Source organism: Oceanobacillus sp. FSL W7-1293, assembly GCF_037969815.1.
Taxonomy (GTDB): Bacteria; Bacillota; Bacilli; order Bacillales; family Amphibacillaceae; genus Oceanobacillus; species Oceanobacillus oncorhynchi.
Map to the genome: position 1 here is coordinate 376,614 of NZ_CP150212.1, position 24,688 is coordinate 401,301.

Annotated in this window: 24 protein-coding genes; 20 read left to right on the forward strand and 4 right to left on the reverse strand. The window is 37.2% G+C overall.

Going from position 1 to position 24,688, the window contains the following annotated elements; all coding sequences use genetic code 11:
• The first annotated feature begins 9 nt into the window (after nucleotides 1-9).
• The 7 genes from MKY65_RS02000 to MKY65_RS02030 all read left to right on the forward strand — a co-directional run bounded on the left by MKY65_RS02000 (nucleotide 10) and on the right by MKY65_RS02030 (nucleotide 7,122).
• Nucleotides 10-747, forward strand: coding sequence for a hypothetical protein (locus MKY65_RS02000; RefSeq protein ID WP_339181791.1), 738 nt, complete (start codon nucleotides 10-12; stop codon nucleotides 745-747).
• Nucleotides 748-765: 18 nt separating this feature from the next.
• Nucleotides 766-2,187, forward strand: a complete 1,422-nt coding sequence (gene nhaC / locus MKY65_RS02005) for a Na+/H+ antiporter NhaC (RefSeq protein WP_339181793.1) — start codon at nucleotides 766-768, stop codon at nucleotides 2,185-2,187.
• Nucleotides 2,171-3,052 carry a dihydrodipicolinate synthase family protein gene (locus MKY65_RS02010; RefSeq protein WP_339181795.1) on the forward strand — a complete coding sequence of 294 codons (882 nt, stop codon included), beginning with the start codon at nucleotides 2,171-2,173 and terminating at the stop codon, nucleotides 3,050-3,052. Before nhaC ends, MKY65_RS02010 begins: the two co-directional genes overlap by 17 nt.
• 167 nt (nucleotides 3,053-3,219) lie before the next feature.
• Entirely contained in the window at nucleotides 3,220-4,296 is a 1,077-nt protein-coding gene (gene dctP / locus MKY65_RS02015) for a TRAP transporter substrate-binding protein DctP (protein WP_339181797.1), read from the forward strand.
• Nucleotides 4,297-4,308: 12 nt separating this feature from the next.
• Nucleotides 4,309-4,824 (forward strand): TRAP transporter small permease, encoded by a 516-nt coding sequence (locus MKY65_RS02020; RefSeq protein ID WP_339181800.1) that lies wholly within the window; start codon nucleotides 4,309-4,311, stop codon nucleotides 4,822-4,824.
• Nucleotides 4,808-6,130 carry a TRAP transporter large permease subunit gene (locus MKY65_RS02025; RefSeq protein WP_339181803.1) on the forward strand — a complete coding sequence of 441 codons (1,323 nt, stop codon included), beginning with the start codon at nucleotides 4,808-4,810 and terminating at the stop codon, nucleotides 6,128-6,130. The genes MKY65_RS02020 and MKY65_RS02025 overlap by 17 nt, the downstream gene beginning before the upstream one ends.
• Before the next feature lie 110 nt (nucleotides 6,131-6,240).
• Nucleotides 6,241-7,122 carry a dihydrodipicolinate synthase family protein gene (locus tag MKY65_RS02030; RefSeq protein WP_339181806.1) on the forward strand — a complete coding sequence of 294 codons (882 nt, stop codon included), beginning with the start codon at nucleotides 6,241-6,243 and terminating at the stop codon, nucleotides 7,120-7,122.
• Between the two features lie 43 nt (nucleotides 7,123-7,165).
• Here the strand turns inward: MKY65_RS02030 and MKY65_RS02035 are convergent, their stop codons facing one another.
• Nucleotides 7,166-8,368, reverse strand: coding sequence for a hypothetical protein (locus tag MKY65_RS02035; protein WP_339181809.1), 1,203 nt, complete (start codon nucleotides 8,366-8,368; stop codon nucleotides 7,166-7,168).
• Nucleotides 8,369-9,014: 646 nt separating this feature from the next.
• Here MKY65_RS02035 and MKY65_RS02040 point away from each other — a divergent pair.
• From MKY65_RS02040 to MKY65_RS02055, 4 genes are all read left to right on the forward strand, one after another.
• The gene (locus MKY65_RS02040) at nucleotides 9,015-10,496 is read left to right on the forward strand and encodes a peptide MFS transporter (RefSeq protein WP_339181812.1); all 1,482 of its coding nucleotides are present in this window, start codon (nucleotides 9,015-9,017) and stop codon (nucleotides 10,494-10,496) included.
• Between the two features lie 190 nt (nucleotides 10,497-10,686).
• Nucleotides 10,687-11,853, forward strand: coding sequence for a lactate 2-monooxygenase (locus tag MKY65_RS02045; protein WP_339181815.1), 1,167 nt, complete (start codon nucleotides 10,687-10,689; stop codon nucleotides 11,851-11,853).
• A 626-nt stretch (nucleotides 11,854-12,479) separates the two neighbouring features.
• Nucleotides 12,480-13,346, forward strand: a complete 867-nt coding sequence (locus MKY65_RS02050) for a DMT family transporter (RefSeq protein WP_339181818.1) — start codon at nucleotides 12,480-12,482, stop codon at nucleotides 13,344-13,346.
• Nucleotides 13,347-13,632: 286 nt separating this feature from the next.
• Nucleotides 13,633-14,913, forward strand: coding sequence for a histidine--tRNA ligase (locus MKY65_RS02055; RefSeq protein ID WP_339181821.1), 1,281 nt, complete (start codon nucleotides 13,633-13,635; stop codon nucleotides 14,911-14,913).
• A gap of 87 nt (nucleotides 14,914-15,000) precedes the next feature.
• On the opposite strand, the gene MKY65_RS02060 is transcribed toward MKY65_RS02055, so the two are convergent.
• Nucleotides 15,001-15,789: a methyltransferase domain-containing protein gene (locus tag MKY65_RS02060; protein ID WP_339181824.1), complete on the reverse strand. Its 789-nt coding sequence runs from the start codon at nucleotides 15,787-15,789 to the stop codon at nucleotides 15,001-15,003.
• A gap of 228 nt (nucleotides 15,790-16,017) precedes the next feature.
• Here MKY65_RS02060 and MKY65_RS02065 point away from each other — a divergent pair, with 228 nt between their 5' ends.
• The 6 genes from MKY65_RS02065 (at nucleotide 16,018) to MKY65_RS02090 (ending at nucleotide 20,843) form a co-directional block, all read left to right on the forward strand.
• On the forward strand, nucleotides 16,018-16,437 hold the full coding sequence (locus tag MKY65_RS02065) for a nucleoside 2-deoxyribosyltransferase (RefSeq protein ID WP_339181826.1): 420 nt from the start codon (nucleotides 16,018-16,020) through the stop codon (nucleotides 16,435-16,437).
• Nucleotides 16,438-16,543: 106 nt separating this feature from the next.
• Nucleotides 16,544-17,056, forward strand: a complete 513-nt coding sequence (locus MKY65_RS02070) for an N-acetyltransferase family protein (protein ID WP_339181829.1) — start codon at nucleotides 16,544-16,546, stop codon at nucleotides 17,054-17,056.
• A gap of 79 nt (nucleotides 17,057-17,135) precedes the next feature.
• Complete coding sequence (locus tag MKY65_RS02075) at nucleotides 17,136-17,681, forward strand: GNAT family protein (protein ID WP_339181831.1); 546 nt, start codon at nucleotides 17,136-17,138, stop codon at nucleotides 17,679-17,681.
• Between the two features lie 171 nt (nucleotides 17,682-17,852).
• Nucleotides 17,853-18,572 carry an EcsC family protein gene (locus MKY65_RS02080; protein WP_339181834.1) on the forward strand — a complete coding sequence of 240 codons (720 nt, stop codon included), beginning with the start codon at nucleotides 17,853-17,855 and terminating at the stop codon, nucleotides 18,570-18,572.
• Between the two features lie 389 nt (nucleotides 18,573-18,961).
• Nucleotides 18,962-19,480, forward strand: coding sequence for a TetR/AcrR family transcriptional regulator (locus MKY65_RS02085; protein WP_339181836.1), 519 nt, complete (start codon nucleotides 18,962-18,964; stop codon nucleotides 19,478-19,480).
• A gap of 409 nt (nucleotides 19,481-19,889) precedes the next feature.
• Nucleotides 19,890-20,843 (forward strand): SDR family oxidoreductase, encoded by a 954-nt coding sequence (locus tag MKY65_RS02090; RefSeq protein WP_339181839.1) that lies wholly within the window; start codon nucleotides 19,890-19,892, stop codon nucleotides 20,841-20,843.
• Between the two features lie 182 nt (nucleotides 20,844-21,025).
• Here the strand turns inward: MKY65_RS02090 and MKY65_RS02095 are convergent, their stop codons facing one another.
• A complete protein-coding gene (locus tag MKY65_RS02095) occupies nucleotides 21,026-21,178 on the reverse strand; it encodes a small acid-soluble spore protein P (protein ID WP_040979436.1) in 153 nt (50 codons plus the stop codon).
• Between the two features lie 24 nt (nucleotides 21,179-21,202).
• Entirely contained in the window at nucleotides 21,203-21,442 is a 240-nt protein-coding gene (locus tag MKY65_RS02100) for a hypothetical protein (RefSeq protein WP_042531220.1), read from the reverse strand.
• 481 nt (nucleotides 21,443-21,923) lie between these two features.
• On the opposite strand from MKY65_RS02100, the gene wrbA reads away from it, so the two are divergent.
• The 3 genes from wrbA (at nucleotide 21,924) to MKY65_RS02115 (ending at nucleotide 24,605) form a co-directional block, all read left to right on the forward strand.
• Nucleotides 21,924-22,535, forward strand: coding sequence for an NAD(P)H:quinone oxidoreductase type IV (gene wrbA, locus MKY65_RS02105; RefSeq protein ID WP_339185079.1), 612 nt, complete (start codon nucleotides 21,924-21,926; stop codon nucleotides 22,533-22,535).
• A gap of 192 nt (nucleotides 22,536-22,727) precedes the next feature.
• Entirely contained in the window at nucleotides 22,728-23,489 is a 762-nt protein-coding gene (locus MKY65_RS02110) for a class I SAM-dependent methyltransferase (protein WP_339181846.1), read from the forward strand.
• Nucleotides 23,490-23,543: 54 nt separating this feature from the next.
• Nucleotides 23,544-24,605, forward strand: coding sequence for a suppressor of fused domain protein (locus MKY65_RS02115; RefSeq protein ID WP_339181849.1), 1,062 nt, complete (start codon nucleotides 23,544-23,546; stop codon nucleotides 24,603-24,605).
• The last annotated feature ends 83 nt before the right edge of the window (nucleotides 24,606-24,688 follow it).

The window sequence follows — 24,688 nt, forward strand, 5'->3', positions numbered from 1 at the left end:
GGTGAATGTATGATTTCAAAAGTAATCAATAGTTATGATATTCACATTAACGGACAGCAACTAAGAATTATTGAGAAAAGTGAGCTTGAAACAGCATTACAAGGTTTTGAGAATAGGGCATTAATGCGCAATGAGCCGAGAGGGAGTAAATATGTTCATTTACTAATCTTTCAATGGAATGATGATGTGTTAGAGGTAGATTTATATGAAAATGAAAGCGTTGACAACGAAAGCATTCTATTGAAAAGCTTTATTTTATCACTAGTGGATCGAGGGAGAGTCAGTCAAAAGGAAAGTTATTTAGTAAGGCATAATGATCATATCTATGAATTCCGGCATGATCGTCTAACGACGGAACAATTACCTAGAGTCGTAAAACAGCAAAGTATCTACTTGGTCAATGATAAGAAGGTAAGAGTAGATGAAGTGGATATGGAATTAGAAATAAAAAATATAACAGCTATTAAGGAATATATTCATTCTAAAATGGATGTGCATACTGACTATCTCGTTCTTAAGAAAGGTGACAAGCAAATCGTTGCAAATAAAAAAGGAGCTATCTTAGCTTATCCAATTATTGAAGTCGTTGCTGTATGTGCAAAGGAGTTTTCTCAGGAAATTATCACCTCTTTCACAGGATTAAAAATACGTGCTGAAGATATGCAGCTCAATTATTATTTGATATCTAATTCACAATTTTATATTGAGCATAGCGACATCTACGCTAAAGGATTTATCATTAAATAAAACAAGGGGCGGAAATATATGGCTAGAGAAAAGAAACTGCCAAGTATACCAGTATTATTGCTCATTTTGGTTTTGTTTGTAGCAATAATGTTTGGTTTTATTGTTATTTTAGAACTGCCTATCCAATTAGCTTTGCTCGCAATCTGGTTTGTAATTATGGGGTTTGGATTATATTTAGGTAATACGTATATAGAAATGGAGAAAGGGCTTTTAAAAGGAATTTATGAAGGTTTAGGAGCGACGCTTGTTTTAATCGCTGTAGGTGCACTTATCGGCTCTTGGATTGCTGGAGGTATTGTACCGACGATGATCTATTATGGTTTGAGTATCATTAGCCCGAGTATCTTTTTGATGGCAGCAATGATTATCTGTACGATTACATCTATTTCAACAGGAACATCATTTGGTTCAGCAGGCACAGCCGGCATAGCGATGATGGGTATCGGGGAGAGCTTTGGGCTGCCAACATATTTGGTTGCTGGCGCAGTTATTTCAGGGTGTTACGTTGGAGATAAAATGTCGCCATTGTCTGATACAACAGTTATGACAGCTTCCTTGTCAAGAGTTGATTTATTCAGACATATAAGATCGATGTCATACGTATCTATACCGGCTTTCGTGATTGCGGCAATTGCTTATTGGATTGTAGGTTTAATCATGCAAGATGGCAGCGGAGATCTGTCAATTGCCGATAGTACAATGGCCAGCCTGCAGGATACATTTCATATATCTTGGGTCATGCTGATTCCAGCGGCGGTGGTTGTCGCTATGCTTGCATTTAAACTCCCGTCCATACCGGTAATTATATTTGGAGCATTACTAGGAAGCTTGTGGGCAGTTTTCTTCCAAGGATATGGATTTATTGAAGCGATAGAGACATTGTATTCAGGAAGTGGAGTTACTACAGGAATTGATTTCATTGATAACCTTTTAGATCGTGGAGGTATTACTTTCATGCTTGAAGTTATTTTGTTGATTCTTCTAGCTTTAGGTGTCGGTGGATTGTTACAGTCCATTGGTGCCTTTACGGTAATCGGGGAGCTTTTTGCTAAATGGGCAACGAATACAGGTAATCTGACATTAACGACTATGATTGCAGCATTCTTTGGAATATTTTTTGGCGGAGCAGCTTACGTTTCAATGTTAACAGGCACGAAAATTACGGAAGCTAATTATGACAGGAAAAAAATAAGCAGATCCTTGTTATCAAGAAATGTAGAGGCTGGCGGTACGATTACAACGCCGATGGTTCCATGGTCAGATGGAGGGGTTTTTATGGCAACAACGCTGGGTGTCTCAACACTCGCATATTTGCCATTCTTCTGGTACGGATTTTTAGTTATTATCATTAACTTAATTTATGGTTATTTTGGATTATTTATTTTAGATAAAGATGATTATGAAAAAGAAAGGGATGAGGAGCATGACAAAGCAATTTGAAGGAGCATTTCCAGTGTTAATTACACCAATGAATGAGGATTACAGCGTGAATTATGAAGGGGTAAAAGAGAACATCCAGTACTATTTGGATCAGAATGTCCCTGGGCTCGTAGTAGTAGGAAGTACGGGAGAGTTTGCTTCCTTAAATGATAAAGAAAAGCAAGAAATTGTTAAGATAGCTGGTGAATTGGTAAAGGATACAGAGACGGATTTATTAGTCGGTATTGCTGACGAACGGACGGACAAGGTGTTAGAGTATGCAAAACATGCGGAAGCAAATCATGCAGATGGGTTATTGTTAATCAATTCCTACTATATGACACCAACGGAAGAAGAGGCTTTTGAACAATTTAAAGAAGTGAATGATTATGTTTCCACACCGATTATGATGTACAATAATCCATTTACAGCCAACGTGAATCTGGAAAATGAGACGATATATAAAATTGATAAAGAACTCGACAAGGTGCAGTACATCAAAGAATCGAGCGGAGATATAAGGAAAGTAAGAGCGGTAGCAGATAATACAGACTTAGTTCTGTTCTGTGGTGCAGATGATCTTGCACTGGAGTCATTTATCCTCGGAGCTACGGGTTGGATTTCCGTGGCAGCAAATATTGCACCGAACAGCGCAGGGAGACTGTATGAACTAGTGAAGGAAGGAAATTATGCTGGTGCTAAAGAGCTGTATAGAGATTTATTGCCATTATGTGAGTTTCTAGAAGATTCTGGGAAGTATGTTCAGATAGTGAAAAAGGCCATGGACTTAAAAGGATTAAACGGTGGACCATCAAGAAAACCGAGGCTGGGGCTTGAAGAAGACGAAGTAGAGAAGCTTAAGGGGCTTATGGCGAAGCTAGATTAAATATTGCACCCTATAGAAAAAGGATTAGTCATCTTTTTAGGCTAATTCTTTTTGCTGTGAGTAAAAAAATGTTGACTTTTCACATAAAGTGAAATAACCTATTTATTAAGATGGAAAATTAAATAAAATCAGAATTGTAAGCGATTACAATAAAAGGAGGATTATATATGAAAAAGTTGATTATTAGGACGATGATTTGCACAATTTTTTTGCTGAGTTCATGTGCACCAATTCAAACTATTCCAGAGGGCGAAAAAAGAGTCTATGAATGGAGGATGGTAACGCATCAAATTGAAGGTACTTCTAGATATGATGGAACAATTATACCTTTTGTAGAAACGGTGAAAGAAATCACAGATGGTCAGTTAATCATAGAACCTTATGGATCTGATATTCTTTTTCCAACTACTGATTCCTTTGATATGGTAAAAAACGGTGTTGTTGAAATGGGGGCTCTCTATACTGGATTTTGGTCTGGAAAGGACCCGGTTTTTACACTTGGTGGAGGAACTATTCCAGGAGATCCGATCAGGGGATTCGAAGAGCACTTTTATAGAACGGAAAGGTTAGAACCAATCATTAATGAGGCGTATGAACAACATGGAATAAAAAATTTAGGAGCCTTTGACTATGCTCCAGAAGAGGTTTTAATTTCACGAGTACCTATAGAAGGTATTGAAGATTTTAAAGGGAAGAATATTCGGGCGGCAGGAGTCGCATCCCAGTTTTATGGTGCACTGGGAGCGTCATCTATTTCTCTTTCTGCTTCAGAAATCTATACAGGTTTGCAATTAGGTACTGTGGATGCTGCAGAATTTAATGATTTTCTAGTTAATGGAGAAATGGGATTAGATGAGGTTACTAGATATATTATTGAGCCGGCAATTCACGTTGGTCCAAGTACAGATAAGGAGCTTATTATCAACCCTAAAGCTTGGGAAGAATTACCGGAAGATTTGAAAGCCGCTGTATATGTAGCAAGAGATAAGGTTAGATATGAATCAGCTATTGCATATGGAGTTGAAAGCCAAATTGCTGAACAAAAGTGGAGAGATAATCAAGATATTGAATTTATCGAACTGCCAGAAGAAGATTTAGAAGAAATGAAAGAAATTGGATTCGATTTATTGTTAGATTATAAGGAAGAAAGTGAATTCAGTAAACAGTACGTCGAAGAATATGCCCAAGTATTAGCTGAACTCGGTTACTTAGAGGATGCAGAGAAATTAGGGTACGAAGAATAGGGGGCGTGCACCATGAAGAGAGTTGTTAATGCAATAGAAAACCTATCAAGGATTTCAGGGAAAATCGCGAGTTATATGACCATTCCCTTGACTCTTGTTATTTTATACACAGTAATTATGAGGAGGTTTTTCGGTAACTCACCAGATTGGGGATTTGAAGTTACTATTTTCCTTTTTGGAATCATGATACTACTTACTGGCGCAGATACATTAAGAACGAAGGGGCATATTACAGTAGATATATTACTAACTTTTATAAAAGGAAAACCCAAATTGATTCTACTTACTTTTATACACATTTTAGTTATAATAACTTCCTTTCTTTTATTGATAAAAGGGGTGGAGCTAGCGGTGGAGTCCACTCGGATTGTGGAATATTCTGCACACCAGACTTCTTTTAACCCTCCAATTTGGTGGTTTAAATGGTTTATTCCAATTAGTGCACTCATATTATGGTTACAGTCATTGGTTGAGTTATATAAATTATGGTTTGAGAAGGGAGGTAGCGATTATGGAACTAATCTTTGATTATGCGCCTATCGGTATGTTTATATTGTTACTTTTTTTCTTATTTCTAGGTGTGCCGATTGCTTTTTCTCTTGCCTTTACAGGAGTATTATATGCTCTATTAATGTGGGGGTATGACAGTGCAGCGTTGCTTACTAGTGGTGTATGGGGAGTGATGAATAACTATACATTAATAGCTATTCCGCTCTTTATACTTATGTCAATCCTTTTGGAGAAATCAAATATTATCTCAGAACTGTTCGATGCAGTTTATAAATGGTCTGGCGGTCTAAGGGGAGGAATAGCCATTACAGTTATCATCGTGGGGGCTATTATTGGCTCTATTTCAGGCGTTGTAGCAGCAGGTGTTATTGGGTTAGGACTTATTGCTCTACCGCATATGAGGAGGTATAAATACAATGAAAATTTGAGTTTAGGAACTATTATGGGGGGAGGAACGCTTGGTCAAATTATTCCACCAAATTTAAATATGGTTCTTTATGGAGCAATTACAGGAGTTTCTATATCAAATCTATTTGCAGGGGGCCTAGGGGCAGGAATACTGTTAATTTTAATTTTTATCATATATATATTTATCGTTGCTTATTTAAAACCATCTAGTGTACCTGCTCTTGCTAAAGAAGAGCGTGTTTCACTTAGAGAAAAGCTGAATTCTATAAAATCATTAATACTACCCTTGATTTTAATCTTGCTTGTTCTTGGTTCTATTTTCACGGGGGTGGCTACACCTACCGAAAGTGCCTCTGTTGGAGTAGCAGGTACAATTTTAATTGGTATATTTTCTAAAAGATTAAACTGGTGGAAGATAAAAGACGCAATTTTTGAATCTAGTAAAATGACAGGAATGGTTGCTTGGATACTTATTGGGGCAGCAACGTTTAGTACTGTTTTTTCTGGGATTGGCGGAAATCAAATGGTGTCTGAATTGGCAGCCAATGTTTATGGAGGGAAATGGGGTGTGTTATTTTTTGCAATCCTCTTTATCTTTATTTTGGGAATGTTTTTAGAAACAATGGCTTTGATTATGCTGGCCGCTCCAATTATTACTCCAGTAGTAATCGAAGCTGGATTTGATCCATTATGGTGGGCAGTGCTTTTCATGGTTATTTTACAAATGGCATTTTTAACACCGCCTTTTGGGTTTGCTATATTTTATTTGAAGAGTGCTGTAGGTGAGAAAGTGAAAATTGGGAAAATATACATGGCTACCTTACCGTTTATCGGATTACAATTTGTAGCAATTATATTATTAATATTATTTCCAGTTCTAGCCACTTGGTTACCAGATATACTCAATCCCGAATAAATAACTGATTAATTGTATTCTCAACTTCCGCATCCTTTATTTTCAGAAATATTTGTACTTCGGAAGTTTAAATAGATTTTAAAAAAATTTTGAGAGGAAAGGTGATTTATATGAAAAAACAATTTGAAGGAGCATTTCCAGTATTAATTACACCAATGAATGAGGATTACAGCGTGAACTATGATGGGTTAAAAGAAAATATCCAGTACTATTTGGATCAAAAAGTCTCTGGAATAGTGGTAGTCGGAAGTACAGGAGAATTTGCATCATTGGATGAAGCAGAAAAGAAGGAAATCGTCAAAATTGCTAGTGAAGTAGTAAAAGATACAGAGACAAATTTATTGGTCGGTATCGCCGATGAACGAACAGACAAAGTGTTAGAATATGCAAACCATGCCGAGTCAAATTATGCAGATGGTCTGTTACTAATCAACTCATACTACATGACACCAACAGAAGAAGAAGCGTTTGAACAATTTAAAGAAGTGAATGATCATGTTTCCACACCAATTATGATGTACAACAACCCATTTACGGCTAATGTGAATTTGGAGAATGAGACCATTTATAAAATTGATAAAGAACTTGATAATGTGCAGTATATCAAAGAATCGAGCGGAGATATAAGAAAGGTTAGAGCAGTGGCCGACAATACAGATCTTGTTCTGTTCTGCGGTGCTGATGACCTTGCATTAGAATCATTTGTCCTTGGAGCGACTGGCTGGATTTCAGTGGCAGCTAATATCGCACCGAATTGTGCAGGAAGACTGTATGAACTGGTAAAAGCGAAGAATTATGACGGGGCAAAGAAGCTTTATAAGGATTTATTGCCGCTGTGTGAATTTCTGGAGGACTCCGGGAAGTATGTTCAAATAGTGAAGAAGGCGATGGATTTGAAAGGATTAAATGGCGGGCCATCAAGAAAGCCCAGATTAGGACTTACTGAGGAAGAAATCACAAAGCTGAAAGGGATTATGGAGAAACTCGATTAAAATTATCCAACAAATTAAAAAGGATTAGTCCTTACGTTTTGGACTAGTCCTTTTTAATATTACCTAGTATTTGATTTTTATATTTGTTTACGGTTCTTCTGGAAATAGAGATATCCATTTCAACTAAACATCTCGAAATTTTATTATCTGAAAGTGTTTCGAAGCCATCTATATTTTGAATTACGTATTTTATATAACTAACAGATAGGTTCTTATAACTCTTTTTGGACAACAATGCTTTTACTGAAAAGATTCCTCTAGGTGTAGCAATATATTTATTACAGAGTAACCTGCTGATGGTAGCGGGACTCAGTTTAGTCTGTTCAACTAAATCTGTTTGATCTAAAGCATTCAAAAAGTCACTTCTCCCGGTTAAATAATCGTATTGGACATTTGCAATGATAGAAATTACTTGAGTTAAGTATATTTTCCTTGCATTCAAAATAGAAATAAGTTCTTCGTATTCCGTTTTAAACTTTTCTAACTCAGCGTTGAATGGATGGTTATTACAGTCGATTAATATCGGTTCATAAGAAATGCCTCCGGTAAGATAATCATGAATGATAACCCGTAAACCATCCTTTCTATATACAATGGAAGCATCAGGAGAAATATTTAATGTTTCTTCAGCATCTAAAGGGGTTAAATCACAATGTGCAGTAATTAAATCTATGTATTTTTTGAATTCAGTTTCTTCCACGTGTGAATCTTTTAGAAAACTAAATGAATTTTGATTGATTTCCTCCAGGTGAGTTGAGAATAGGTCAAATAGTTTTTCGTTATAAAAATCTTTATTTTTTAACTGAAACTTTATAAAATCTATCATATTCCGCGTTCCGATGCCTTTATTTTCATAAGTTTGTAGTTGGTTAATCAATTGTTTCACTCTATTTATTGGCGTTTTAGTATAAGTGGAAATTTTATATGGGTCTTCTTCTAAGAAACCTTTGGTATTGAGAGAATGAAGAATGAACTCCATAGTTAACTGATCCTGTGCATAAAGAATACAGCGGAAATGGGTTAGAATATCATCAATTATATGTTGAGAATCAGCCTGCTTTTTAGAGATATAGGACATTGGGATTTTATCTTCATATATGCAAATCAACGGATTTTCATTGTATTTATTCTGTATATAATTGTAAAGCTCAGATTGATTATATTTAAAGAGAGGGATGGAGTTAATGATGTAATGGTTTAAAGAGATACTTATGTCAACGTTTACATTGTTTTGTATGGAAATCATGTAAGCCCTCCCTTGTATATAATTAAAAAACAAAAATTTAGAACATTTGTTAATTAAGATAATTTTATCCTTTCTAAAAATACAAGTCAAACAGGGAAAAGTAGATGTAATATGATACTTTTTATAGAAATTTTTTTCGCGCTATATGCATGCTTGATGAAAAATTGTAAAAATAACCATTTACCAGTTTATTTACATCGAACTTCCAGAGTGGTATGATATATAGTATTCAACTTTTATACACGGGAATAAACAAAAGAAGTAGTACCCTGACGAACCCAAAATAAGTATAAAAACGGCTTTATTTTCAAAGCAGTGATTAGCGGTATATTTGAAAATAACAGCGAAGCAATGCAAGAAAGACGTTGTCATACTTGCATGACATGAATGTTTTATCCGTTTATTTCTTTAAAAGTTGAGTTGATTTCATGCAGCATTTGCTTATAGGCTCATCAATTACAGGTACCTCTTCTGTTTGGCGATTTTACGATTCCAGTAATCTAGAACCCAGACGGCGGGGTGTTTTTTAATTGTTTGAATATTTACGTAAGAGCAGCAATTTAGCCGGAATGGATGCTCGGTAATATATGGAAGCCTATATATAGCAAAAACAAATTAATATAAATAGAAAGGGACAGGAAAGCTTATGACATCGAAGAACCCGCAAGAGATCCTTAAGAGTATTCCGCAAAAAGGTTTTTTCGGACATCCTAAAGGGTTGTTTACATTATTTTTCACAGAGTTTTGGGAGAGATTTTCATACTATGGTATGAGAGCAATCTTACTTTACTATATGTATTATGCGATTAAAGATGGCGGACTGAATCTGGATAAAGGAACAGCTGCTTCCATCATGGCTATTTATGGCTCGCTTGTTTACATGTCAGGGATTATCGGCGGCTGGATTGCTGACCGTTTGCTTGGTACGAAACGCACCGTCTTTTATGGCGGCATATTGATTATGGCAGGTCATATTGCCTTATCCTTTCCGGGAGGAGTTACAGCTCTATTCGTATCGATGGGCTTAATTGTTATTGGAACAGGGCTGTTAAAGCCGAATGTATCTAATATCGTCGGGGATTTATATGATAAAGAAGATCCGCGGACCGATGCCGGATTTAGTATATTTTATATGGGGATTAACCTTGGTGGTTTAATTGCACCATTTATTGTCGGAACACTCGGGCAAAAATATAATTTCCATTTAGGATTTGGAGTAGCAGCTCTTGGTATGTTAGTAGGGCTGATTATTTTCTTGGCTACAAGAAAGAAATATTTAGGTCTCGCTGGCTCTTATGTACCAAATCCTCTATCACCGGAGGAAAAGAAATCTGTATTTTTAAAAATGGGAATCAGCGCGATTGTGGTTATCATCTTGGGCGCTATTCTGATTTCTAACGGCATTTTAACCATTGATGGATTTATCATGTTAGTCAGTATATTAGGGATAATTATTCCGATTATTTACTTTTTAGTCATGTATTTCAGTAAGAAAACAACCAGTCAGGAACAAAAAAGTTTACTTGCTTATATACCGTTATTCCTTGCAGCAATGGTGTTCTGGGCGATCCAAGAACAAGGAGCAGTTATTTTGGCGCAATATGCCGATGAGCGGACAAGATTATCATTTGCCGGTTTTTCTCTGCAATCATCTTGGTTCCAATCATTCAATCCATTATTTATTGTTCTGTTAGCGCCGGTATTTGCGGCACTTTGGATGAAGCTTGGCAAAAGACAGCCTTCTACGCACAAAAAATTCTCACTAGGTCTGGTTTTCGCTGGTCTATCTTTCTTAATCATGATAATTCCAGCAATTTACGCAGGTCCTGATACGCTGGTAAGCCCAATATGGCTTGTGCTCAGCTTTCTAATTGTAGTATTTGGTGAGCTATGTTTATCACCGGTCGGTTTAGCAGCTACAACAAGAATGGCTCCTGCTGCATTCTCTGCGCAAACAATGAGTCTTTGGTTCTTGTCCAATGCTTCGGCGCAGGCAATTAATGCGCAAATTGTTAAACTATACAGCCCGGAAACCGAGATTCTCTACTTTGGAATTATTGGCGGGATTGCTGTGTTGCTAGGTGTAGTATTGTTCTTTTTCTCTTCTTTTTATAAAAAGAGAGTGTAATTTTATCAACGTCTTCTAAAAAATGCAGAGCATCTTTTAGAAGACGTTTTTGTGTTCATTTAAGTTTATATAAAAAGTTACGAAGCAAATATATCATTTTAGCAATAACTATTTACTGAAAAAACAAAATAAATAAAATATATGGTATGATACCAATATATAAATACAGGAAATGGAGGGAAAATAAGATATGGAAAATATAGGTAATAGCATTCAGTATCAAATTTATGCAACGATGCAGAATCCAGATCCTAATAGGTTTCCGGTAATACATGAAGAATGGGAGAATCTTGCCCGTAAAAAATTACGGGATGGTCCTTTTTACTATATTGCGGGCGGAGCTGGAAGCGAAATAACAATGCAGGCAAATTTGAAAGCGTTTTCCAAACAGGAGATTATTCCTCGCATGTTAAGGAATGTAGATCAACGTGATTTATCGGTTAATTTATTCGGTAAAAAATATCCCTTCCCAATATTACAAGCACCTATTGGAGTACAGTCTATCATACATGAAGAAGGGGAGATCGGCTCTGCAAAAGCGTCTGCTGAAATGGGAGTTCCTTATATTGCGAGTTCAGCTTCCTCTGTGCCGATGGAGAAAATTGCAGAGGTTATGGCAGATGCCCCACGCTGGTTTCAGTTGTATTGGAGCAGAGATCCTGAGATAGCAGCCAGTTTTTTAAGACGTGCTGAAAAATCTGGGTACTCTGCGATTGTAGTAACTCTAGATACACCAATGATGGCGTGGAGAGAGAAGGATTTAAAAAATGTATACCTGCCATTTCTAGCTGGGGAAGGTGTAGCTAATTATTTTACTGACCCTGCTTTTTTGGGTAAGTTGGATAGGCAACCGGAAGAAGATCCGCAATCTGCCATTATGCATTGGACGACGATTTTTGGGAATACTGGTTTAACTTGGGATGATATTGACTTTTTACGTGCGCATACCAAACTGCCAATTATTTTAAAGGGTATTCTACACCCGGAAGATGCTAAGCTCGCCGTAGAAAAGGGCGTTGAAGGTATTATTGTATCAAACCATGGTGGACGTCAAGTAGACGGAGCTATCGGGGCTTTAGACGCCCTTCCTGATATTGTGGCAGCAGTAGGTGATAAAGCAACCGTATTCATGGATAGTGGGATTAGGCGAGGGTCAGATATTATAAAAGCCATGGCTCTTGGTGCGAAAGCAGTACTTGTGGGGAGACCGCTGATGTATGGACTTGCAGTTGCAGGGCAGAAAGGCGTAAAAGAAGTAATGCAAAATATACTCGCTGATTTAGACATCACAATGGGGCTGGCTGGTCAAAGCTCAGTAAACAAATTAGATGCTTCGTTGTTAAGAAAAATGGAGTGAGGATAATAAGAAGAAAATAATTAATTAATCTAAATTTCAATGATATAATAGATTTAAAACCATTTATGGTGTTGAACACTAACGCTCTTATAGCAGTCGTCTGATTTCTGAAGAAAGAGTAGAAAAGATAGTAACCTAAAACTACCTCTAGAAATTTTCGGTAACTTCTAGAGGCAGTTTTTTTATGTTTAAAGTTATATGGCTGATAGGCTATCATAAGAGTGGCTTTAAAATTTTTTCAGATTTCAAAGCTAAGTTCCTTATTTTGCACTCTAAGAAGGTGTAGAGAAGTTAAGGAAAAGTATAAGGGTACTTATTTTCAAACGATTAAGTAGTTGCAGTCTGTATCATAATTAGGTTTGCCATCTAGAAAAAACAAAAGATTTTTCAATATCAGCGTTATTCGCTATGATTGTAAAAGACACATCTTCTGTTTTGGGTAGTGTAATTTTGGTCAATACTACTATACCAACCGCAGAGGTGTTTTTCTTATTTAGGATCTTTCTTTATCGAGAAAAGTATTTCAATGACTAAGAGCAATTGAGCTTTATTACTTTTAATAGATTGTTCTGGTGCAAAAGTGGAATAAAAAAATATAGAATTTAATAGGAGGAAATAAAAGCTTCATGAGTGACAGAAATAAAGGCATCTTATTGTTATTATTATCAGCGTTAGGATTTTCCCTGATGGCTATGTTTGTGAAGCTGTCAGGGGATGTGCCTACCATACAAAAAACATTATTTCGCAATGGGATATCCATGTTTATTGCGTTAGGTTTTGTTCTTTATCATAGAGAACGACTTTTTGGGAAAAAGGAAAACCAAAAGTATTTACTCTTGCGTTCTGCACTGGGGATGACTGGTGTATTGCTTAACTTCTATGCTATCGATCATCTTGTGCTTTCCGATGCGGATATGCTGAATAAAATGAGTCCATTTATAACCATTATTTTTGCTGCGATTTTCCTAAAGGAATACGTAATGCGGTTTCAGGTGGTCTCTGTTATTATCGCGTTTCTTGGAACGTTATTTATTATCAAACCGGTCTTCAATCTAGATATGGTTCCATATGCAGCAGGGATTTTATCCGCATTTTTTGCAGGGGGAGCGTACACCGTTTTACGGGTGCTTGGGAATAAAGAACAATTTTATACGGTTGTATTTTACTTCTCATTCTTCTCCACTGTTATTTTATTACCGCCTGTTATCTTGTTTTATCAGCCTATGAGCGGGCTGCAGTGGTTATATTTACTTGCAGCAGGAGTGTTTGCGACGGTGGGGCAGTTTGGGATTACCGTTGCTTATAAATTTGCACCAGCAAAAGAAATATCCATCTTTTTCTACTCGACCGTTGTATATTCCGGTATTATCAGTATTGCGCTCTTTGGCCAAATCCCAGACATATGGAGTATTCTTGGTTATCTGGCCATATTCGGTGCATCCTTCTATATGTTCCTGCGAAATAATCGGGATTTGAAAGAAGTGAAAGAATAGCGCATTGGAAAACCTGTACTAGCTTGAGTTACAGGTTTTTCCTTTGAAATTGTCAATCGGTTATGATAGACTTATCCAAAATCAGAGGTGAGCAAAATGGTTTTCGTTAAAATAAATGATTCCTTCTCACAATTCCATCATCATATCAACTAGCCTTGCTTTATCGATTTAACTTTTAAAAAATCGAATGAGGAAGGCTATTATTCATGAAATCGCATCCCGAATTAAGTAAATCACTTAACTCAGAGTGCGATTTTTTTGTATTCAAAAACAGGAGGTAAGGAAAATGAAGAAGATAGATTATCAAAATGTAAAAGGAACACAAGATTATTTACCCGAGTCAGAAAGTGTCAGAAGGACAATTCGGAGAACATTAGAGGATGTATTTATCCAATATGGATGTCAGCCGCTGGAAACACCTATCTTAAATTATACGGAATTGCTTGCTTCCAAATATGGCGGCGGTGAGGAAATATTAGAGGAGATGTACACTTTAACAGATAGAGGAGAAAGAGATTTAGCATTGCGCTATGACCTTACGATTCCATTTGCTAAGGTGGCTGCAATGAATCCGACATTGAAGCTGCCATTTAAGCGGTATGAAATTGGTAAAGTATTTCGGGACGGACCCATAAAAACAGGCAGATTGCGTGAATTTACCCAGTGTGATGTGGATATTGTCGGCGCAGATTCACAAATGGCTGAAGCAGAATTAATGATGATGGCGCTGGATGCCTTTGACAAACTCGGAATGCAGGTGAATATTCAATATAACAATAGGAAATTATTAACCGGAGCATTGGAAGTGTTTGGTGTAGCGGATGCGAAAATCAATAAAGTGGTGCTGATTTTGGATAAGCTGAAGAAGATAGGGGTGGACGCAGTTATAGCCGAGCTTGCTGAACTAGGGGTGTCAGATGATGCGGTCCGCTCCATTAAACAATTTTTGACGGCAGGCTATCATACAGACTTTACCCGCTTTGAATCATTATCTAATCAAAATGAACAAGTCAGACAGGGATTGCAGGAACTAAAAGAGCTGAAATCGTATCTTGATTATTTGGATATTAGCGACCAATGTATATTTAATCCGTTTCTGGCACGGGGACTAGAAATATATACAGGCACCGTTTATGAAATGTTTTTAGCGGATGATTCGATGAAGTCAAGCATCGGGAGCGGCGGAAGATATGATAATGCAATCGGCGGACTGATAGGAACAGATGAAATTGTCTCTACCGTTGGAATTTCTTTTGGGCTGGATGTGATTTATACAGCGATGGCTGCGGAAGGAATTCAACCTGCTGGAAGAGAGGTGGATTATTATATTATTCCTCTGGGAAGACAAAAAGAATCGCTGTCTGTGTCAACATATTTCCGGGATAAAGGATATAACGTAGAGGTGGAATTAGGCAATAAAAAGGTCGGTAAGGCGCTTGACAGGGCGAATAAAGAAAACATACGAAACGTGATTATCATTGGCGATGAGGAAGTCAGGAAGAATCAGTTTAACGTGAAGAATATGCTTTCGGGAAAAGAGACGGTAGAATTATTTTCGTTTCGTTGAATAGAGGATTGGTGAGAAGTATAGGGGAGGCAGGAATCTATATGGCCCTCTTTTTATAGATTCCTGTTCTGTCTATTTAATCAAAATTTATTTAGCAGGTATGCCGCCTTGCTTTATCCCGACGACACGAAGTCGTTTATAATCTGCAATCCACTGTCCTTCTTGATACAGGACATCCTTTAAGTTATTTTCTACCTGTTTCATCACACGTTCTTTGATAGCTTCCGGATGATTTTCAAAGATATTTCCGCAGAACATTTCCATCCAATTTCTCAGGCCGTGGTCTCCCTCTAAGGGTGTCGGCCGATTGAAATGCTGGGCAAAGGTTACGTTAAATCCCGTTTCCTCCATTAGTGCAGTGTACTCTCCTATGCTTGGGAAGTACCAGGGAAACTGTTCTGATGTATAGGGGATTCCAGCTTTTTTAACCTGTTGGATGATTTCATTTGTAATCGTTTGAACATTGTCTTTACCGCCAAACTCTGCAATAAATCTTCCGCCGGGTTTCAAGCTGTTATAGATGCATTGAAGTGCTTCTTTGGGCTGCTTTACCCAATGAAGTGTTGCATTAGAGAAAACGGCATCAAAATCATTGTTGTATTCGAGTTCTAAAACATCTTTTGGCATAAACGTTATATCGGGATATTTATCGTTTGCCTTGTGCACCATATTTTCTGATTTATCTACGCCGGTTACAGCGGCGCCCTGCTGATTGATTTTATTGGCTAAATCTCCCGTACCACATCCAACATCAAGAATCTGTTCACCTTCTACGGGAGATAAAAGCTCTAATAAATGACTTCCAAACGTTGACACAAAGGAATGATTCCCATCGTATAAATCTGCATTCCAGCTATCTTTTACATGTTGTTCCATGGCGCTTCCTCCTAAAGTAGAACTTGTAGATTAAATCCGTGTGTATTAGTTGTATTATATTGGATGTATTAGCATGCAAACTAAATTGTTTAATAAATGTTCATTCTCAAGTCACCGATGGAAGGATAACAGCATCAAATTTTGAGTAAGCCGGATAATAAGGATATACTTAAACATGCATGCCGTTTTTAACTGAATGGTATTTATTATACATATGGAGGTCAAAATATGAGAGTCTATTTAGCAAGCCCATTCTTTAATGAAAAAGAGATGGAGCCTTTGAAAGAAGTGGAACAAATTTTAGAAGCAAAAGGATTGGATGTTTTTTCACCGCGAAAAAACCAAATGGATCATCTGGAGGAAGGAAGCCGGCATTGGTCGATTGCAACATTTACCAATGATAAAAAGTTTATTGATTGGGCGGAAATCGTTGTTGGCGTTTATCATGGGAATTATTCAGATAGTGGAACAGCATTTGAATTAGGTTACGCTTATGGAACGAATAAACCGTTTATTGCAGTTCATCTAGGCGAGGACAGCAACTTGATGGTGCATGAAGGAGCTCATGCCAATGTCACCTTGGAGGAACTGCGAGAATATGATTTTGAAGCAATGCCAAGCTCTTTTTATGAGGGGGAAATGTTCTGATTAAGTACAGAAGAATACCTTTTGGTGGATAAAACAGTTCACCTATCAACGTGCTGCTGAGATAATTCCACACTATCGATAAAACCGCTGTGAAAGGGAGAATAAAATGATAAGAGAAGCAACGACGAATGACTTATCAGCCATTTTAGAGATTTATAATGACGCCATCGTGCATACTGCCGCTGTTTATTCTTATAAACCGCAAACATTGGAGAACAGAGAAGTATGGTATAAGCAGAAAAAGGATGCAGGTTATCCCATATTTGTTTGTGAACAGGATGGAAACGTGGCGGGATTTGCTACATTCGGGCCTTTCAGAGACTGGCCGGCTTATAAATATTCCGTTGAACATTCTGTGTATGTGGACAAGAGCTATCGGAAAAAAGGAATTGCCAGCTTATTGATGCAAGAAATTATCGCTGTCGCCCGGGAAAGAGAATATATGACAATGATTGCCGGCATTGATGCTGCAAATGAAAAAAGCATTGCCTTGCATGAAAAATTCGGTTTTGAGCATGCGGGCACAATAAAAAAAGCTGGCTTTAAATTTAAGCAATGGAGAGATTTAGCTTTTTATCAATTAGAGCTTAACGGACCGGAAAACCCTGCAGAAGAATAGATATATGTATTGTGTGCCTTTGCTTTCTTGGGAGTTTTCAGCGGGTTTATGCAGAAAAGAGTGAAAAGGAGCTTTTGACTTGATTCGATTAGCATATTTTTCAAAAGAAGATTTCCAGCAATTAATTGATTGGGTGCCTGATGCTTCATTTATTGTACAGTGGAGCGGTCCGACATTCACTTATCCTTTGACAAAAGAACAGTTGGAAGCGTATATAGAGGGGGCAAATCAACCAGAAGCCCTTAAATACATATTTAAAGTGATTGATAATGCGACGAATGAAATCGTAGGACATGTTTCGCTGGGGAAAGTGGATAGAAATAATTATTCAGCAAGAATTGGCAAGGTATTGGTTGGCGCTGCTGACAGCAGAGGAAAAGGGTATGGTGCTCAGATTATACATGCAGCATTAACATTTGCATTTGAAAAATTAAACTTACATAAGGTTACTTTGGGTGTGTTTGATTTTAATGTATCAGCTATTAAATGCTATGAAGCAGCTGGATTTCGGAGAGAAAGAATCTTACAGGATGCGGCAAAAATGGGAGATGAATATTGGACGCTGATTGAGATGGCGATTTTAGCTGATGAGTGGACAGAAAAAAATGATAGACGAAAATCTTAATTCATGACGAATTAAGATTTTTCAATCTTTCCTAAAGGCTGAATCATACAAGTTCAGTGATACTTTCTTGCATCTTTGCTAGTTAAAAGCTTCATTCAACCCATAACTGAAACTCTTTCTTGATTAAAACGTATGAATAAAGTATAGAAAAGAAAAGGCAGGTTTTTGAATATGGATTACGAAACAATCGTGTATGAAGAACTCCGAGTTTGGCGTAATAAAGTTTTGAAAAAATCCAGTCTTTTTAATCAGATATCGAAAAAAGCACAAAAGAAAATGAATAACATGATTCCTGAAAAGGCTCATCGTATCATTACAGATAGTATTAAAAATATGGTGAAAGCGACGCTGGCCGGTTCCAATATAACAACGAAGAAACCTGAACCAACCGAGCTTTCTTTGTTTGAAAGGGATCAAATAGCCAAAGAAAAGCTGGCTTCTTATCGTAAAACTGCAGTTGTTGAAGGAGCAGGAACAGGTGCAGGGGGGATTTTCCTTGGACTTGCAGATTTTCCGCTTCTATTGTCAATCAAGATGAAATTTTTGTTTGAATCGGCAGCAGTCTATGGCTATGATGCAAATGAATATGAGGAACGGCTATTTATTCTCCATGTTTTTCAGCTTGCATTTTCCAGTGATGAAAAACGGAAGGATACGTTTTATATTATCGAAAATTGGGAGCAGGAGAAAGGGAAGCTGGTTGATATGGATTGGCGTGTTTTCCAGCAGGAGTATCGCGATTATATTGATTTGGTGAAAATGCTGCAGCTCATTCCAGGGTTTGGTGCAATTGTAGGTGCATATGCCAATCATAATCTGATGGATACGCTTGGAGAAACAGCTATGAATGCATACAGGATGCGCCATTTTGAGCTGCAAGCGGAGAAGTGAAAAGGTTCCTATGAGTTCTCCGAGGATGATGCTGCAGTATTTTTAGGTGAATGAGGCTTCAATCGAGAAGCTCAAAAGGAAGTAAATAATATTGCTGTCTGTTTCCAAATTAGCAGAGAACACATTTTCTTGAAAATGTGTTCTTGGAACTGATAGTAGGTGATGATGATGGCTATCGAGCTCAGTTTACCAATGAACTTCATTATAAAATATAAATGAGCTATCTGATATAAAAACGTCTGCTGGAATAGAAGACGAGTAATGGGAGAGGGGATGTTTTTAACATTTTTCATTAAAAATTATTACAAAGTGCTTGCATGAATCTGAAAATAACGTTAATATTTATTTGTGATTGATTAATCACTAAATTTTTGAGTAGGTGTACTATCATGGTGAAATCAAAGAAGGAAAATCGTAAAGAAGAAATTCTGGAGGCAGGATTAGAAGTATTTGCAAAAAAAGGCTATTATAACGCAACTACCGCTCATGTTGCGGAAAAAGCAGCTATCTCTCAGCCGTATGTTTTTCGATTCTTTAAAACAAAGGAAGAGTTATTCGTTGCTGCCTTAGATCGGGCATTTGAAAGGATTCTGCAAACGTTTAAAAATGTGGAAGCAAGCCCGGAACAGCTCGTTGAAAAAATGATTGAAGCCTATGAAGAACTGTCCGAATTATATCCTAATGAAATTGCTTTGCAGGTAATAGGAATTTCCGTAACAGAAAAGCCGATACAGGACACTGCAAAAAAAGGACTATCTGACATTAGAAGCTATACGTTAGAAAGATTCAAGTCTGCCGGAATAAAGGATGCAGAAAGGGAAGCCAGTACGTTTTTGGCAAGAGGAATGCTATGTAATATTTCTTATTTCTTAGACCTTCCCGAGCTTATTGATGAGAAAGCAAAATAAATAATCAATCTAAGTTGATTATTTATTTTTGTAAGGTAGTAATTGATTAATCAATAAATAATTTAGGGGGTGAGAATGTGAAATTACGTAAGGTAGATTATGTTTTTATTGGAATTATTGCTGTTTGTATCATCAGCTGGTTGGATTAATTAGTTGCTAATCAATAATCAAAAGGAGGTTGAAAAAATGGTGGTGAAAAATAAAAAGGAACATGCTGTTTCCACTTTATCTGTCGGATTAGGCATTGCTGTCGCTGTGATTGTATTGTTCACATATTGGGATTAATTCTTTTATTTATCAAGCTTATATTGAAGGTAATACCTTAATAGGCGTAAAAGATGTAACATGGAAATTATTTTTGCTTTTTAGTTATTGATTGATCAATAACTAAAAGAAGGGAGTATTGAAAATGAAAAAAGCAATTGTATTAGGCGCAACCGGGGGTACTGGTCAAGTTATGGTTTCAGAACTATTAGACAGAGGAAGAGAGGTCATTGCCTTCGGACGCTCTCAAAATAAATTGGAAGCATTAATGGCAGAACACAATCATCATTTGAATCTTACCTATCAGCTGGGAGACATATTTGATTGTCAAACGATTGTGGAAGCTGCTAAAGATGCAGATGTTATCTTTCAGTGTGCTAATATTCCATATCAGGAAATGGCGAAAAAATTGATGCCGCTGGGAGAAAGTGTGATGAAAGCCGCTGATACTTTGGGGAAAAGAATCGTGATTGTTGATGGCATTTATGTATATGGACACCAAGTTGCGAAAGGAGATGAAAACCATCCTCAACATCCACATACAAAAAAAGGTAAACTTAGAGTAGCTTTCGAACAATTGATATTCAGCGGAAAATGGAAAAGAGCAAAAGCTTTAATTGTCAGGTTGCCAGATTATTATGGCCCAACTTCACAAAATTCTTACTTGCAGCCTACACTTGATGGAATGGCTGCAGGTAAAATGTCCATTTTTATTGGTAATTTACAAACGCCCCGTGAATATGTTTATTTGCCAGATGCTGCTAAGATGATTGTGAATATAGCAGATAAAGACGATTCCTATGGTGAGAATTGGAACATACCAGGTGCTGGATTGATTTCAGGTAAAGAGATTATTCGAATTGCTCGGAAAGTAACAGGAAATCAGAAGGTGGTTATTCCTCTGACTAAAAATGTTATCCGATGGATGGGTTTGTTTGATGCATTTATGAGAGAAATTGTTGAAATCATGTACCTTACTAAAGAGGGATTTATTTTGAGTGGAGATAAATATGAAAAGCGGATTGGCACGATTCCAGCAACTCCTTTTCAAAATGGGCTGGAAGAAACATTACAATCTTTAATAGACAATAAAAATTAATGTTATAAAGTTAACAGGGGTAACAAAAGCTAAAGGTGATAAAGTAAGATAATGAAGTAAATAATGGGGTCAATGTAAAGTTAAAGAGGCAAAGATATGAAAGTTCTCTACCATATACAAAGCAATTGACCCTTACAGGCTTTACAACGTTTGTTTTGTATATGGTATAAACCATTCATGCGTCACATATCATGCGATGCATTATTTTTTTGTCTGGAATGATTTTTATTCTTCACTTTATGAGAACCTGCCAATGGTTCGCCATAAGGCTGCTTTGGACTTTGCGGCAAATTAGGTTGTTCCTGCTGTTTTGGTCCTTTTCGGTTTTTCGTCATTTATATTCAACCTCCGTCGTGTAGTTATTGTGCTTTTGTATTTACAAACGTATTTTCATCCTCGATCAAGCCGCATGCTCCGCACTGTATTCTTCTCTCAGGCCCATTATAGGCGATGTGAAATACTTCCAGCGGCTCCTGCGTGTAATCATTTAATACTTCTCCTGTGCTGGCATCTAATTTGACCGGATTCGCTACTTGTTCAATGACATTGAAACGCGACCGGTTTGTTTTACATCTGGGACATTGATATGGCTGGCTCATCTAGAGCACCCCCGATTACTTTATTGTTATTTAAGGTATCTTATTGTTATTTTCTCTGATTTCTATGAAATTATACGGGTATTTTCATCTGTTGCTTCATTTCCTATTTTTCAATCGTTTATCTAATGATTTAAATAATGTGTTGACAAAATAAAAAGTACGTCATATAATTTATATTGAATTAAAAATAAATGAATTAATTATAGTTTGATTAAATATAATTTTAGAAAGAAGCGTGATGATAGGTAACTAAATGAAACACAGTTGGAAGCAGAATTGTCTCAAAAAGCGGTTATTTTTTCACTAAGTATAAAAAAGCTGAAATGAGGCATAAAAAGAACAGTTAGATATTGGGATGCAGCGCTCCAATAAAGGAGATGGTTCTGGCGAAGAAAAAGGGAAATATTTTAAAGAGGTGTTAGAAATGGGATTTTTAAATAAATTATTTGGAAAATCAAATGAATCAAAGGAGATAGAAACGATGACAAACACAAAAGTAGCAGTTATTTTTTATAGTATGGGCGGTACGAACTACCAAATGGCAAAATGGGCAGCAGAAGCGGCGGAAGCGAATGGCGCGGAAGTAAGAGTATTGAAAGTGCAGGAATTAGCTCCAGAATCTGCTATTGAAGGAAATCCGGCATGGAAAGCAACTGTGGAAGCAACCAAGGATGTTCCTGTTGCATCTTCAGAAGATATTGAATGGGCAGATGCACTTATCTTCAGCACGCCAACGCGTTTTGGTAATGTGCCTTCTCAAATGAAGCAATTCTTGGATATCCAAGGCGGACTTTGGGCTAGCGGAAAAACAGTGAACAAAGTAGTCAGTGCGATGTCTTCTGCACAGAATCCGCATGGCGGCCAGGAAGCGACGATCCTGTCGTTGTACACGAGCATGATGCACTGGGGAGCTATCATTGTACCTCCAGGCTACTCGGACGAATCTGTATTTGCAGCTGGCGGAAATCCTTATGGTACAAGTGTCACTGTTGATCAAGACGGAAAAATGGTGGAAGATGTGGAAGCGACAGTTAAGCATCAGGCACAACGTACAGTGACAGCGGCTGAATGGGTTAAAAAAGGAAATCAATAATTTATGCTATTAGAAAAGATGGCACCTTTCATTTGGAATGGTGCTGTCTTTTTTGCATTTCCGGAAAGCAGTAAGACGTTGCTTCATGAATTAGGGGAATAGTAAGTTTTTAAAAACATAGAGAAAACAAGTATAATGGCTTTATACTGCATTTAAATTCTTCCTAATAATCAAAAGGCAGGGATAAACAATATGAAAATAACTGATTACTCGCAAATTGCTGATAAATATGAGGACAATACATATCGATTAGATGAAATGCAATTTGATAAGAATTTAAAGGAGTATCAAGATAAATACCCTAAATCAATGTATCACGTGTTAGATTTAGCGTGCGGGACAGGGATTTATCTTGATGCTCAAACAAACGGTTTTGATAGCCGAAACATGAACTGGTATGGTCTTGATGCTTCAGAGGATATGTTGAAAAAGGCGAAGAACAAATTAAAAAATGTCTCTCTCGTGCATGGTTTAGCTGAAGATATGCCCTACGAGAATGAAAAGTTTGATTATATCTCCAATAACTATGCTTTTCATCATTTTTTAAAGAAGGAAGCAGCGCTTGATGAAATATATCGTGTCTTGAAGAAAAACGGTGTATACAAGCTGCATAATATTGCTGTCCATGATATGAGAAAATGGTGGGTATATCATTATTTTCCAACAGCATATGATGAGGATGTAAAAAGGTTTTGGGAAAAGGAAGTTATTTTTGATGAGCTTTCCGCAAGGGGGGTTAACACAGAGCTGCAGATGGCATATCGTTTAGAAAAAATCAGGGTGTCGGATTATCTGGGTTATGCAGAGAATAGAGACATATCCATATTAACGTTGATTGATGATCAGGATTATCAAGAAGGGTTAGAGAAAATGAGATATGATGTGAAGCGTAATCCTGAAAAAACCATCGTCACTGATTTTGCAGAGATGTTTTGTATTTCGACAAAGGGGTAGTGTTTTAGAAAGAAAAAATCGTCTTTTTGGAAAGGGAAGCAGAGGAGGAATTTAATGAATGAAGAAGTAAAAGCAGCCGGCTGGGATGCAATTGATAATGCAATGGAAGCAATTTATGGGAAGCAGGAACCGAAGCATTATGGAACAGTGATCTCTTATTCGCTGGGCGGGCCGGATCCATTAGATGGAATCAGCGCTTATCAATCAGAAACGCCAGGCTTAAACTGGCATATAGTTACATATGGATTTTCAGAGATTTACGAAAAAGAAACCGATAATCCAGAGATCAGCGGTTTTGGATTTGAATTAACGTTCAGATTGAAAAGAGAAGAAGGGGAAGAAGAACCGCCAGCGTGGGCGCTTAATCTGCTTCAGAATTTGGGGAGATATGTTTTTAATAGCGGGAATGTTTTCAAAAATGGAGACTATATGGATGCAAACGGTCCTATCTGTTTGGAATCAGATACGGCATTAACCGCATTGGCATTTATTACGGATTCTGAGCTAGGTACAATAGAAACAAAAAATGGCCAAGTGCAATTTCTGCAGATGGTCGGTATCACAAATGATGAGCTTGAAGCAATGCAGACGTGGAATACATTAGGTGTTCTCTCTGCCAGCTCTCCGTATATGCCTGCGTTTATCACTGATTTAAAAAGAGATTCTTTACTAAATCATGCTGATGTCTCGCAAAAAGTTGACGAAGGAAGAGAACGGGAAGGATCCAATACAGGGTTTTTATTTAACGATAATTTAGCATGGACACCAGAAAAAAAGGGTTTGTTCAGAAAAAAACCAGCAATGCTGACTCTGGGGGCAAAGCAAACGGAAACCATTAGTAAAGTGCTGCGAGGACGTCTCTTGAAGGGAAAGGCTCTGACATTGGCAGGTCCTGATATTGTCGTTGCCATAGAGCCCGGGGAAAAGTCAAAATATGCAATGGAGAAGGATAAGGTGCGCCTGATTTTAGATGAGCAGAGTACAATCGAGTTGAGTGAGAAGCTGATTCCTAAAGAAGGTGTGGCAGAACTATTCTCGTTTGAACAGCTGACTGTAAAAATTGTTAAAACATACATGAAAGATAATGAAGGGAATGTTGTTCAGGTGATTGGGTAAGAGACCTCATTTGAAAATGAATTAACATTTCCTTGATAAAACACTAAACACTTTTGAAAGAATATCTTTGAAAATAAAAAATT

Bases quoted from the DNA above. Each gene is read 5' to 3' on its own strand.
- MKY65_RS02000 (WP_339181791.1), top strand. From the start codon at position 10: ATGATTTCAAAAGTAATCAATAGTTATGATATTCACATTAACGGACAG.
- nhaC (WP_339181793.1), top strand. From the start codon at position 766: ATGGCTAGAGAAAAGAAACTGCCAAGTATACCAGTATTATTGCTCATT.
- MKY65_RS02010 (WP_339181795.1), top strand. From the start codon at position 2,171: ATGACAAAGCAATTTGAAGGAGCATTTCCAGTGTTAATTACACCAATG.
- dctP (WP_339181797.1), top strand. From the start codon at position 3,220: ATGAAAAAGTTGATTATTAGGACGATGATTTGCACAATTTTTTTGCTG.
- MKY65_RS02020 (WP_339181800.1), top strand. From the start codon at position 4,309: ATGAAGAGAGTTGTTAATGCAATAGAAAACCTATCAAGGATTTCAGGG.
- MKY65_RS02025 (WP_339181803.1), top strand. From the start codon at position 4,808: ATGGAACTAATCTTTGATTATGCGCCTATCGGTATGTTTATATTGTTA.
- MKY65_RS02030 (WP_339181806.1), top strand. From the start codon at position 6,241: ATGAAAAAACAATTTGAAGGAGCATTTCCAGTATTAATTACACCAATG.
- MKY65_RS02035 (WP_339181809.1), bottom strand. From the start codon at position 8,368: ATGATTTCCATACAAAACAATGTAAACGTTGACATAAGTATCTCTTTA.
- MKY65_RS02040 (WP_339181812.1), top strand. From the start codon at position 9,015: ATGACATCGAAGAACCCGCAAGAGATCCTTAAGAGTATTCCGCAAAAA.
- MKY65_RS02045 (WP_339181815.1), top strand. From the start codon at position 10,687: ATGGAAAATATAGGTAATAGCATTCAGTATCAAATTTATGCAACGATG.
- MKY65_RS02050 (WP_339181818.1), top strand. From the start codon at position 12,480: ATGAGTGACAGAAATAAAGGCATCTTATTGTTATTATTATCAGCGTTA.
- MKY65_RS02055 (WP_339181821.1), top strand. From the start codon at position 13,633: ATGAAGAAGATAGATTATCAAAATGTAAAAGGAACACAAGATTATTTA.
- MKY65_RS02060 (WP_339181824.1), bottom strand. From the start codon at position 15,789: ATGGAACAACATGTAAAAGATAGCTGGAATGCAGATTTATACGATGGG.
- MKY65_RS02065 (WP_339181826.1), top strand. From the start codon at position 16,018: ATGAGAGTCTATTTAGCAAGCCCATTCTTTAATGAAAAAGAGATGGAG.
- MKY65_RS02070 (WP_339181829.1), top strand. From the start codon at position 16,544: ATGATAAGAGAAGCAACGACGAATGACTTATCAGCCATTTTAGAGATT.
- MKY65_RS02080 (WP_339181834.1), top strand. From the start codon at position 17,853: ATGGATTACGAAACAATCGTGTATGAAGAACTCCGAGTTTGGCGTAAT.
- MKY65_RS02085 (WP_339181836.1), top strand. From the start codon at position 18,962: ATGGTGAAATCAAAGAAGGAAAATCGTAAAGAAGAAATTCTGGAGGCA.
- MKY65_RS02090 (WP_339181839.1), top strand. From the start codon at position 19,890: ATGAAAAAAGCAATTGTATTAGGCGCAACCGGGGGTACTGGTCAAGTT.
- MKY65_RS02095 (WP_040979436.1), bottom strand. From the start codon at position 21,178: ATGACGAAAAACCGAAAAGGACCAAAACAGCAGGAACAACCTAATTTG.
- MKY65_RS02100 (WP_042531220.1), bottom strand. From the start codon at position 21,442: ATGAGCCAGCCATATCAATGTCCCAGATGTAAAACAAACCGGTCGCGT.
- wrbA (WP_339185079.1), top strand. From the start codon at position 21,924: ATGACAAACACAAAAGTAGCAGTTATTTTTTATAGTATGGGCGGTACG.
- MKY65_RS02110 (WP_339181846.1), top strand. From the start codon at position 22,728: ATGAAAATAACTGATTACTCGCAAATTGCTGATAAATATGAGGACAAT.
- MKY65_RS02115 (WP_339181849.1), top strand. From the start codon at position 23,544: ATGAATGAAGAAGTAAAAGCAGCCGGCTGGGATGCAATTGATAATGCA.